We start from the raw sequence: 10,245 nt of genomic DNA, 5'->3' as shown, positions 1-10,245 counted from the left end.
TTGCAAACTTCCTGACAAACATGATCGCCGCTATTGCTGCATACAGTTTCCTCCCTAAGAAACCTTCGATCAAATACTACACGGAAAAGACAAATCAACTTGCTTTTTATTAATCGAACTCAGGTTAGTAAGGAATTCTTTTTCTATATTTATATATTTGTTTCCAACTTCAAGACAAAGAAAGTTGAAAATTATCAACTTTCAAAATAAAACGACGATAATTTCCGGTTGAAATGAGTGGAATTTTAAATAGAGTAATGCAAATTGCTGAAAATGAAGGTATATCTATAACGGCATTAGAAAAGAATATTGGTGCTAGTAAAGGTGTGCTTTCGAGAGCATTAGCAAAGAATACAGATATTCAAAGTAAATGGCTACAAAGTATAGTTGAAAATTATCACCAATATAATGTCGAGTGGCTTTTGACTGGAAATGGTGATATGCTAAAGGGAACTAGCTTAGTTGATGATACACCTGCAATATATCACCTAAAACCCTACGAAAAGAAATATAATAAACAAGACATACCATTATATGATATTAATGCAGCAGCAGGATTAAAAACACTTTTTGCAGGAGGGAAACAAAATATAATTGACACATTGCGTATTCCTAATCTATCCAAAGTCGATGGTGCAATGTTCCTAACTGGTGATAGTATGTACCCCCTTATGAAGTCAGGGGATATTATTATATTTAAAGAAGTTCACAATTTAGACTATTTACATTTAGGTGATATTCATATATTAGCTTATGAAATTGATGGTGATGAATATGTGGTTGTCAAGTATGTGAATAAATCAGAAAAGGAAGGATTTGTGAAACTTGTATCATACAATGATCATTACCCACCATTAGATATTCCAATTTCATCCATCCTGACGATAGCGTTAGTAAAAGCAAATATTAGATACAACACAATGCAATAACAGCACAATTTTGATATTTTTTTGCAAAATGAACCAAAACAAGATAACGCACACAGTTATTTAAGTAGAAAAAGACATATTAAGACCACTGACAGCTGATTATAAATACTTTATGCTGTTTATCCCGTGCGTATCGTTTAAGATTAAAGGTCTTAACTCAAAGCAAAACAACCTTACTTTGATACATTTTCAATCTTTATTGGTCAATACTGAATATATTTCTATATCATATTTTGTTCACCCTCTGTTCACCCTTTAGTACATCCACGCACTTTTTGGTATGATTTTCAAGAACACATCAAACGATGATATAAATGCCGTTTAATTGGCTTTTATATCCGGTTTAAATGGTTATTAAATCGCTGTTTTAGTATAATGTAAGCCGTTTTTAGCTGTATTTAGGGTGTGGTCAACAAAAAAGGGTGCATTTAGCACCCCTTTCCATATTGCAATCACCATGCAATCCACATAAAATGTACAATTCATTTTAAAATAAAAATGTGTCCTTTTTCACTTGAAATGCTTATATATAAACGATTTGCGAGCATTTTTAATGCGAAAAATTTTGCGCTTTTTATTCTTTATACCCTACTCTTGTAAGTATCTAAACGCTTACCCGACAATTCTATGAATAATATGGGATTATTCCAACATTTATTTACCTGATGATACGGCTGAGTGAGGTCAATAGCATATTGCAAAAAACACTGACAGTACCTATAAAGAGATTCTTAGTATCCCTTATAATTGGGATTGGAGTAAGTATAGCTAGTATAAGATATATTTCCCTTTCTGCCTCCTTTTTCAAAAGAGAACCGATCAACCATATATCTTAATAGTTTGATTTGATTATTTAATCTTGGGATTCCTTTTACCTCAAAAATATTAAAAGTAAATTTCTTCTCAGAAAACTGCATAATCAGAGGAGCCTGAACATTTATTTTTGCAACATCTACACCCTTTATATATTTCAATTCATCCACTGACGATTCGTACTTTTCTTCTCCATTCATAAAAATGGAAATTCTATTTTCTTCTGTTATTAACACTTTAACCCTCTTCACTGAAATGACCAAAGACAAAATTATATAGACAAAAACAAAGATCATTATATACAAGAAGTTTGCTTTGAAATAATCCTGTGCTAAAAATGTAAGATAAAATAGTAACAGAAAAAAGAGAATAGCAATAGGATAATAATATTTCAAAGGAATGGTATTCGCCCAAAATTTGAATTCTTTCATAGTCTTTCTTTAAGTTTATTCTTTCCCAAATATAAAGATTCTATGCTTATCAACTCTCCTACGTTCTAAACAAAGTGGAGACTAAATACGTTTTCTTAAAAAGAACAAACTATCTTTGTTCAATATTTTTAGGTAAAAAGATATACCGATGATAGAAAAGATAAAAGCATTCGTTACCAAACTTATCCGATTTTTGACCTATGACATTTGGCGTGTCAGCAAAAAAGACGGCTCGGCAAAAAAGATAGGCTTTTACAATATCGTCAAAGCTTTTATACTCGCCATCCGAAATATTGACGGACAACAGCTTTTTCCTAGAGCATCTGCCCTCACCTACAGCACTCTATTATCAATAGTTCCCACGTTAGCAATACTGTTAGCTATTGCATCCGGTTTTGGCTTTAAGGAGTTGCTAAAGAAAGAACTCACCGACTACTTTGAAGGTCAGCAAGAGATCTTGAATAAGGCAATGGAAATAGTAGACCGTTCCATCGAATATGCTCAGAATGGTGTATTTGTCGGAATTGGTATTGTCCTCCTCTTATATACAGTGATCAATCTACTGTCTAGTATAGAGTATAACTTTAACAAGATATGGCAGGTAAAAAAAGGAAGAACTTATTACCGAATGTTTACCGACTATTTGGCTCTGATTATCATTACTCCTGTATTTCTTATCTGTCTGTTTGGTATAAATATATTGTTAAGCTCTACGGTCGAACAGCAATATCTGCTGGGACTAGTAATGACCCCAATAATGAAGGTTATTCCGTTTGTTCTTACCATATTACTTTTCACTATTCTGTTCATATATATCCCAAATACAAAGGTAAAATTTATGAGTGCGTTACTTGGCGGCATTTTTGCCGGAGTATGTTTTCAGGTTTTCCAGATGCTCTATATAAGCGGGCAGATATGGGTGTCGAAATACAATGCCATTTATGGTAGTTTCGCTGCATTACCGTTGCTACTTTTATGGTTGCAGCTCACTTGGTTCTTTATCTTGTTTGGGGTACAATTATCTTTCGCTTATCAGAACGTACATAAATATAACTTCGAACACGAGACTTCGAATATTAGCCGTAGATACAAAGACTTTATCACTCTGCTGATAATGACATTGATCGTAAAACGTTTCGAAACGGGGGAAACGCCATATACTGCCGATGAACTGTCGGAACATTACAAAATTCCTACAAAATTGACGGGTGACACACTATTCTATCTTCAGCAAATTGGACTGATAGTGGAAACACCAACCGAAGATGCGCTGATACCGGCTTACATTCCGGCAATAGATATAAACCAGATTAGTGTCGGCTACTTATTCGACAAGATGAATAAGACCGGCTCGGAAGATTTTGCAATAGATACTAAACTTGAGTTCAAAGACGAGTGGGATACTATTCTTGAAGTCAAGGAAATCTCTTCTTCAAACCCCAAATTATTGAAAGATATTTAAATGAAATCAGGTGTTCAAAACCTTACGGAAGGAAAAATATTTTCCACCCTGCTTCGTCTTGCTCTTCCCTTGATGGGAACAAGTTTCCTGCAAATGGCATATACTCTGATGGCGATGTCGTGGGTAGGCAGACTTGGCTCTGTATCCGATCCCGAAATAGCAACTAAATCGGAGGCGGCAATTGGGGCAATAGGAATGATACTGTGGCTAACTTCATCTGTAGCTTATCTAGCTATGATTGGTTCGGAAGTAGCTGTCGGTCAATCGATAGGAGCCAAAGAGATGAAGCGTGCGGCTATATATGCCTCCCACTCTACTACGGTATCTATTATCCTTGCAGTACTGTGGGTTTCTATACTATTCATATTTGCATATCCTATCTTATCTTTTTTCAGACTAGAAGCGGATATCACAGCCGATGCTGCATTATACCTGCGAATATTGACGATAAGTCTTCCATTTCAGTTCTTATCCTACAACTTTACGGGAATATACAACGGAGCCGGAAGAAGTATTGTCCCGTTCAGAAATAATGCAGCAGGACTGATACTGAATATGATACTCGACCCTATACTTATGTTCGGCATGGACATGGGGTTACATGGAGCTGCTATTGGCACAGTTGTGGCGCAATTATTTGTGTTCGTTTTATTCTTTTACCAAATTAAATTCGGCAGTCGTATCTTAGGAAATTTCTCTTTTTTTATATGGCCAAAAGCAATTTACCTGAAAAGAGTATTCTTTCTTGGAACTCCCGTTTCTGTAATGAACTCTCTGTATGCCATCATCAATATGAATCTGGCACGAGTGGCTTCTATACATGGAGGACATTTGGGATTGATGGCGCAAACCACAGGCGGACAAATAGAGGCTGTGACATGGAATACCTCGCAAGGTTTTTCTACGGCTCTCAGTGCTTTTGTAGCACAAAATTATGCAGCAAATAAGATAGAACGAGGCAAAAAAGCCTATCTCTATACCATCAGGGTAATGCTATTGCTCGGGATATTTGTCAGCATTTGCTTCATCTTTTTCGGAGCCGAGATCTTCGGAATAATAGTACCCGAAGAAAATGCGATGAAAGCCGGAGCCCAGTACTTGTTTGTAATGGGATTGGTACAAGTGTTTATGATGCTGGAGCTTACTACTCAGGGAATGTTTAACGGAATAGGCAGAACAATAGAGCCTGCTGTTATTAGCATCACATTCAATGCCCTGCGTATTCCTTTAGCTTATTACTTAGCCGGTCAGATGGGAATCACCGGTGTTTGGTGGGCTATTGCTATATCCACCATTCTGAAAGGAACGATCCTACCTCTTTGGTTTTATGTCGTTTACAAACGAGTTAAAAAGAAAAGGCCAAAGGTAGGGTAATCTTACTTATAAATTTGTTGAGGATTGTGTCTCATCATACGTTCCTCAGCCAACTTTTCGTATTTCGTGTTTGCACGTCCATAATTAGCATACGGATAGATACTAATACCCCCACGAGGAGTGAAAATGCCGACTACTTCGATATATTTAGGATCCATCAACTTTATCAAGTCTTTCATAATAATGTTGATACAGTCTTCATGAAATGCGCCATGATTGCGAAAACTAAACATATATAGTTTCAAGCTTTTACTCTCTACCATTCTCACATCGGGGATATAATTGATATGAATAGTAGCAAAGTCAGGCTGTCCTGTAATGGGACATAGACTTGTAAACTCAGGGCAGTTGAAAGTTACCCAATAATCGTTTCCTTGATGCTTGTTTTCGAATGCTTCCAATACTTCGGGAGCATAGTCGTCTTTATATTCTGTTTTTTCGCCCAAAAGGCTTAATCCTTCTATTGACATTTTATTTTCTAATCTTTAAATAGTTTTCTAATCCTTCTCTACGCAATTTACATGATGGGCAATGACCACAACCATCAGCCATCACGCCATTGTAACAGGTCAATGTTTCGTTTCGCACAATATCAAATACGCCCAATTCATCAGACAGTTGCCATACGGCAGTCTTATCACGCCACATCAATGGTGTATGTATCTTGAAATGTTCATCCATAGCCAGATTGATAGAAGCATTTGCCGAGAGAATAAACGTATCTCTACAATCCGGATAACCACTATAATCTGCTTCCGACACTCCAGTAATGATATGACGAATACCGTGCGAGCGTGCTATTACAGCAGCAAATGTTAGGAAAAGCAGATTTCTACCCGGTACAAATGTATTGGGGTATGAGTCCGCTGGCTTCTCCTGATCCATTACAATATCGCTGGTCAAGGAATTGACTGATAGTTGACTGATGATAGAAGCATCTAGCAGTTGAAAAGGTACATCTGCTTTCTCAGCAATGGCACGAGCGACATCAATCTCTTGAGAGTGACGCTGTCCGTATGTAAAACAGAGTGTGCGAACTGATGAAAAGTATTTTTTAGCCCAATAAAGGCAAGTTGTAGAGTCCTGTCCTCCAGAGAACAAGACCAATGCTGGTTCGTTTTTAAACATTTTATCTTTGTTTTTTACGTGGTTATTCCTAAGATACACGGAACAGGTGTTATCCTTTCGGATGCAAATTTATTACTTTTTTTCGGACTTTAGCCCTGATTTATTTTTCTAAAAAAAATAAAAGTGATACTTTTGCATCACCATCAAGACTTCGTAGCTCAGTTGGTAGAGCAACTGACTCTTAATCAGTGGGTCGAGGGTTCGAGCCCCTCCGAGGTCACCTCAGAATCAAGCAGTTACATACACATGTAACTGCTTCTTCTTTTTAGTTGCACACGTTTTGCACACGCTATCATTTTTGTCAAAACTACCACATAAAGACATCATAACCAATACGTTACGTTCATTATTAGTCATTTTGTAATTTCCTCAGAAAAACGAGTTAAATCACTGTAAATTGCATATTTAGAGATCGTTCTTGTTTCTCCTTCGAATATGCAATTCTGAGAGATTGATGCCCGGTGTGCATATTTAGCATTTCGATAATATTTTCAGCTTTGTGTGTTATTTGTGTGCAAAACCTCCATTCTATAATTTTTGTTCTTCAACTGTTGGGAATATACTAATCAAGAATACGGTCCAAAACCCATTTGTCCGCTCCACCTTGAAACCGATCATTTCGAGTTTTTTACGGAAAAATGTCCGACTCCCTGAATCATATTTATTTTCATTACAGATTTTTTTATAGGAATCGAACAAAATATCGACAGAGGTTCTCTCCTTTTCTGAAACTTTAGCACCGATACTAGCCAGATATTTATTCACAACCGAAGGATTTTCGGCCAGATATACGAAAACCTTATCATTTACCCTCTCCATCGGACATTTGATTTTTTCCAGGTAGACTGAATACTCTTTATAATTCATAGTCGAATAGTTCAAGTCTTTTGCAAATGCCAAGTATGAATTATACAAATTACGTAACTCGTAATATTCCTGCGCCTTGATTATTGTTTTTATATAGTAGCTAATTGATAAAAGCTTTTTTTGTTCATCTTTTTTCATCTGATACTGAGTTTTAATAATGAGGCAAGTGAGTTAAGTTAACATCCTTTTAATAAATAAATTAAAGTCTTTTTCTATTAAAGATATATTTTATAAGAATAGAAAAAAATGTTTTATAAAATAGCTTAACTTAACTCACTTACTTAACTGTTTATAATTTGATATTGTATTTATCCAGAATTTCGAAGAATCTGTCAGTGTTATAATTGTATTTGTTGTTTAACATACCATCATAGAGATCATTGCATTCTTGCTGCGTATAAAAATATTTGCCTTTGCGGTAGAATTGACTTATCTGATGAAAGAGAATCCTCCCGTTCTCGCCAAAATAGCGGGCAATAATTCCACAAATTTGAATCCAATCTGATCTTTTATAGGTTATATCAACTTCAGATGCAACAACCTTCATTATATAAGGGAATAGAAGTTGTTTTTTATAATCATCAGGTTTCTCACAAATTATCGGATAATTACTGTAGTCAGGTAAGGGCTGCCCGATATAAGACATTTCGTCCATAAAGTCAGTCTGTTTACGGCTTATTCTTATATCTGCAACAGAATAAGATATAGCTGTATTATCTTTGTCAGTTTTTCGTCTTGGACTTTCTTTGATATCTGTTCTGTCCAGCTTATCGGTATAAGAAGTTGCTTTGTGATTGAAATACGGTTTTTCATCGTAAGATTTGTATCTGAGACGAGTAACATCTTTACATGCAGCATCTACACTAATCTCCAATTCTTTAAACTCTTTTTCAAGTGCAAAAAAATGTTTTCTGTGGCACTTCGGTTCTTCAATCGGAATAATACACATAAGTCCCTTTCCACTAACAGATAAACCGCAATACAAGATATAAGGCAATTCAGAGAGCTTTATTTTGAGATCTTCCATATTTGTGACGTGCGGATTATCTGCCCCGTCAATGTCTATACATATAAGCCCAGAATGTTGCATTAATCCATCCGAATTTCTGTTATAGAATATACCGGATATCGTCGCACAAGGTAAAGATGCCTTTAATTTCCGTTGTTCTTCCTTGTCTTTGCACTGCCTTATTTTTGTTATTAAAGGCAGATAATTCTTATCGGAGTAAAGCCACCACCATAGATTGATATTCCCTTCAGGGAACCTCCTTGAATGATTTGAGAAATACGAGATTTCGATGTTTTTATACATAATTTTATTGTTTTAGGAGGTAGCCCGGACCGGGCTACCCAATGTTATTAATTTTTACAGATTAAATGCTTGCTTTACAACTTCATCTGTGCTTTCGTCGTTTAAGTCTATTACTCTTTCACAGTGAACATAGGTTATATTTTGAGAACCTGGTTTAATCTTAAATCCTAAATTTCTTAGACGCTTTGAGAAAGTTCTTTTTGAGACGATTCTGTATCCACCCTCTTTGCAATGCGCTTTATAACAATCATATAAACCTGCAAATGTTTCGCGCGTATCAACAGACGGCTTATAGTTTTCATCATCTATAAACATCGCAACAGAATCTGTTTCTTTCTTCATTTCTGATAGCATCCGGGAAGCTTCTGGAGATTCTGTAAATCGTTCATTTTTTCTTATTCTGTAAAGACCTTCAAGAGCCCAGTTGAAGATTCCACTCAACTCTTCCCGAATGATTTTTTTTGCAAGATTTTTGTCTTGCTTCTCTTCTGGTATTTCAACTCCGAAATTAAGAATGATAAAACGTCTGTAGTAGGCTCTTGTCTGTTCTACATCGGATGGCATAGAGTTGGTATTGAACATAAATTTACAGTAATCTTCAATCTGATATGGCTCTCCATATGGGAGACGGGCACTTATTGGTTCATTACTAATTAGTTGTTTTACAGTATCTGGGCTACAGTCCTTACTTCCAAGTTCTGAGCAATAGTTTAGAAGTTTATCTTTCATTGACGCCCTGAAATAACCGCTTTCATTACAGAGATTTTGCAATGTGAACGAACAGATATTATCCCTTCCCAACAAAGCACTTATTATGTCGAAAACAACGGATTTACCATTTCCTCCGGGACCAATAAGCACTAAGCATTTCTCAAGTTTAAGACCTTTGGTTAACACATATCCAATATATTCTGCTAAAATCATTTGAGATTCTTTCTCTGGTAAAACCTCATCCAAAAATGCCTAAAATTTAGGAGCTGTGGCTTCTGTATCATAATTGAAAGGTAACTGATACTTAAAAAAATCGTCGCTACTGAACTTTTCTAATCTAGGCTCATCATTCTCTTTAATCACAAAAGTTCCGTTTTTCAGGTTTATTTTTATCAGATTTTTTTCGTATTCTACAACTGGTATTGCAGAAGAATAACGAAATTGAGACAACAAAGATTCAATTTGACCTATCACTTTAACACTGTACTCTTTTAACCCTGTTTTCAAAGCTGCATTAAGGAGTAATTCCTTTATTAGATTTCTATGAACAAGTTTCCAATAACAACCATTGTAAACATAATGGTCTGAGGCATCTGCCCCTAAACTAAATCCTATCGAATCTGCAGCATCCAATAAGGCATCTGCTAATATTGCATTTTTTGAAGCATTATTCGGATCATACCTCTTAAGTCTTTCTCGAATATCCTGCTTCTCATTCTGATCTGTCTCCTTCTCTAATTTGGCACGTAAATCCAGTATATGAGCTATTAATTCAGGTTTTTCTTTATGATATATAAGTGTGTAATCAAGTTCCTGCATTTTATCTAAAATACTTTTAAAACTCTCACGTCTAAGTAAATCTATTGTAAGTTTTCTTGTGTAATTTATATTCTCTATCATGATTTTTTCTTTTTATTAATTATTACTTCTTGTGAATTATGGTCGCACCAGAGCAATAGTTCTCTGGAAGTAAAAACAAGCCTGTTTGCGAACTTCCTGTGAGGTATCTTTCGGTCAGCTGTCAGCTTGTACAGCTGGGATTTACTGATCGGATAGCCTTGTTCCAATAAGAATTCAAGTGCTTGTTCTAAACTCATATTCTTTGGGACTTCTTTTGGCAATTTTATTTGTACTTTTAGAAGCCTTTCTATAAATTCGACTTTCTCTACGATTCTGTCGATCTGTTCGAATAAATTTCCTAAGTTTGTCTTCATAATT

At 35.6% G+C, this 10,245-nt stretch carries 11 protein-coding genes and 1 tRNA gene; 4 read left to right on the top strand and 8 right to left on the bottom strand.

The genetic code is table 11. The features are described 5' to 3' along the window. Positions 1 to 233 precede the first annotated feature (233 nt). Entirely contained in the window at positions 234 to 929 is a 696-nt protein-coding gene (locus DHU68_RS13840; protein WP_108823593.1) for a S24 family peptidase, read from the top strand. A 731-nt stretch (positions 930 to 1,660) separates the two neighbouring features. On the opposite strand, the gene DHU68_RS13835 is transcribed toward DHU68_RS13840, so the two are convergent. Continuing rightward, positions 1,661 to 2,173, bottom strand: a complete 513-nt coding sequence (locus DHU68_RS13835; RefSeq protein WP_108823592.1) for a hypothetical protein — start codon at positions 2,171 to 2,173, stop codon at positions 1,661 to 1,663. Between the two features lie 148 nt (positions 2,174 to 2,321). On the opposite strand from DHU68_RS13835, the gene DHU68_RS13830 reads away from it, so the two are divergent. Both DHU68_RS13830 and DHU68_RS13825 read left to right on the top strand, forming a co-directional pair. Further along, the gene (locus tag DHU68_RS13830) at positions 2,322 to 3,635 is read left to right on the top strand and encodes a YihY/virulence factor BrkB family protein (protein WP_108823591.1); all 1,314 of its coding nucleotides are present in this window, start codon (positions 2,322 to 2,324) and stop codon (positions 3,633 to 3,635) included. Beyond that, positions 3,636 to 5,009, top strand: a complete 1,374-nt coding sequence (locus DHU68_RS13825; RefSeq protein WP_108823590.1) for an MATE family efflux transporter — start codon at positions 3,636 to 3,638, stop codon at positions 5,007 to 5,009. A 2-nt stretch (positions 5,010 to 5,011) separates the two neighbouring features. On the opposite strand, the gene queF is transcribed toward DHU68_RS13825, so the two are convergent. Then, entirely contained in the window at positions 5,012 to 5,479 is a 468-nt protein-coding gene (queF, locus tag DHU68_RS13820) for a preQ(1) synthase (protein ID WP_108823589.1), read from the bottom strand. A 1-nt stretch (position 5,480) separates the two neighbouring features. After that, positions 5,481 to 6,137 carry a 7-cyano-7-deazaguanine synthase QueC gene (gene queC, locus DHU68_RS13815; RefSeq protein WP_108823599.1) on the bottom strand — a complete coding sequence of 219 codons (657 nt, stop codon included), beginning with the start codon at positions 6,135 to 6,137 and terminating at the stop codon, positions 5,481 to 5,483. A gap of 147 nt (positions 6,138 to 6,284) precedes the next feature. On the opposite strand from queC, the gene DHU68_RS13810 reads away from it, so the two are divergent. Beyond that, a tRNA-Lys gene (locus DHU68_RS13810) sits at positions 6,285 to 6,357 on the top strand. Between the two features lie 308 nt (positions 6,358 to 6,665). Here the strand turns inward: DHU68_RS13810 and DHU68_RS13805 are convergent. The 5 genes from DHU68_RS13805 to DHU68_RS13785 all read right to left on the bottom strand — a co-directional run bounded on the left by DHU68_RS13805 (position 6,666) and on the right by DHU68_RS13785 (position 10,241). Then, positions 6,666 to 7,142 carry a hypothetical protein gene (locus DHU68_RS13805; RefSeq protein WP_108823588.1) on the bottom strand — a complete coding sequence of 159 codons (477 nt, stop codon included), beginning with the start codon at positions 7,140 to 7,142 and terminating at the stop codon, positions 6,666 to 6,668. Between the two features lie 151 nt (positions 7,143 to 7,293). After that, positions 7,294 to 8,316 (bottom strand): BT4734/BF3469 family protein, encoded by a 1,023-nt coding sequence (locus tag DHU68_RS13800; RefSeq protein WP_108823587.1) that lies wholly within the window; start codon positions 8,314 to 8,316, stop codon positions 7,294 to 7,296. Positions 8,317 to 8,370: 54 nt separating this feature from the next. Then, on the bottom strand, positions 8,371 to 9,273 hold the full coding sequence (locus DHU68_RS13795) for a phage/plasmid primase, P4 family (RefSeq protein ID WP_160111156.1): 903 nt from the start codon (positions 9,271 to 9,273) through the stop codon (positions 8,371 to 8,373). A 6-nt stretch (positions 9,274 to 9,279) separates the two neighbouring features. Then, positions 9,280 to 9,927, bottom strand: coding sequence for a hypothetical protein (locus DHU68_RS13790; RefSeq protein WP_108823585.1), 648 nt, complete (start codon positions 9,925 to 9,927; stop codon positions 9,280 to 9,282). Then, positions 9,924 to 10,241, bottom strand: coding sequence for a hypothetical protein (locus DHU68_RS13785; protein ID WP_108823584.1), 318 nt, complete (start codon positions 10,239 to 10,241; stop codon positions 9,924 to 9,926). The genes DHU68_RS13790 and DHU68_RS13785 overlap by 4 nt, the downstream gene beginning before the upstream one ends. Between the last annotated feature and the right edge of the window lie 4 nt (positions 10,242 to 10,245).

It is taken from the genome of Dysgonomonas sp. Marseille-P4361, from assembly GCF_900343125.1.
Taxonomy (GTDB): domain Bacteria; phylum Bacteroidota; class Bacteroidia; order Bacteroidales; family Dysgonomonadaceae; genus Dysgonomonas.
Note: the sequence above shows the minus strand (reverse complement) of the source record. Positions and strands in the feature narration are given on the sequence as shown.

Bases quoted from the DNA above. Each gene is read 5' to 3' on its own strand.
- DHU68_RS13840 (WP_108823593.1), top strand. From the start codon at position 234: ATGAGTGGAATTTTAAATAGAGTAATGCAAATTGCTGAAAATGAAGGT.
- DHU68_RS13835 (WP_108823592.1), bottom strand. From the start codon at position 2,173: ATGAAAGAATTCAAATTTTGGGCGAATACCATTCCTTTGAAATATTAT.
- DHU68_RS13830 (WP_108823591.1), top strand. From the start codon at position 2,322: ATGATAGAAAAGATAAAAGCATTCGTTACCAAACTTATCCGATTTTTG.
- DHU68_RS13825 (WP_108823590.1), top strand. From the start codon at position 3,636: ATGAAATCAGGTGTTCAAAACCTTACGGAAGGAAAAATATTTTCCACC.
- queF (WP_108823589.1), bottom strand. From the start codon at position 5,479: ATGTCAATAGAAGGATTAAGCCTTTTGGGCGAAAAAACAGAATATAAA.
- queC (WP_108823599.1), bottom strand. From the start codon at position 6,137: ATGTTTAAAAACGAACCAGCATTGGTCTTGTTCTCTGGAGGACAGGAC.
- DHU68_RS13805 (WP_108823588.1), bottom strand. From the start codon at position 7,142: ATGAAAAAAGATGAACAAAAAAAGCTTTTATCAATTAGCTACTATATA.
- DHU68_RS13800 (WP_108823587.1), bottom strand. From the start codon at position 8,316: ATGTATAAAAACATCGAAATCTCGTATTTCTCAAATCATTCAAGGAGG.
- DHU68_RS13790 (WP_108823585.1), bottom strand. From the start codon at position 9,927: ATGATAGAGAATATAAATTACACAAGAAAACTTACAATAGATTTACTT.
- DHU68_RS13785 (WP_108823584.1), bottom strand. From the start codon at position 10,241: ATGAAGACAAACTTAGGAAATTTATTCGAACAGATCGACAGAATCGTA.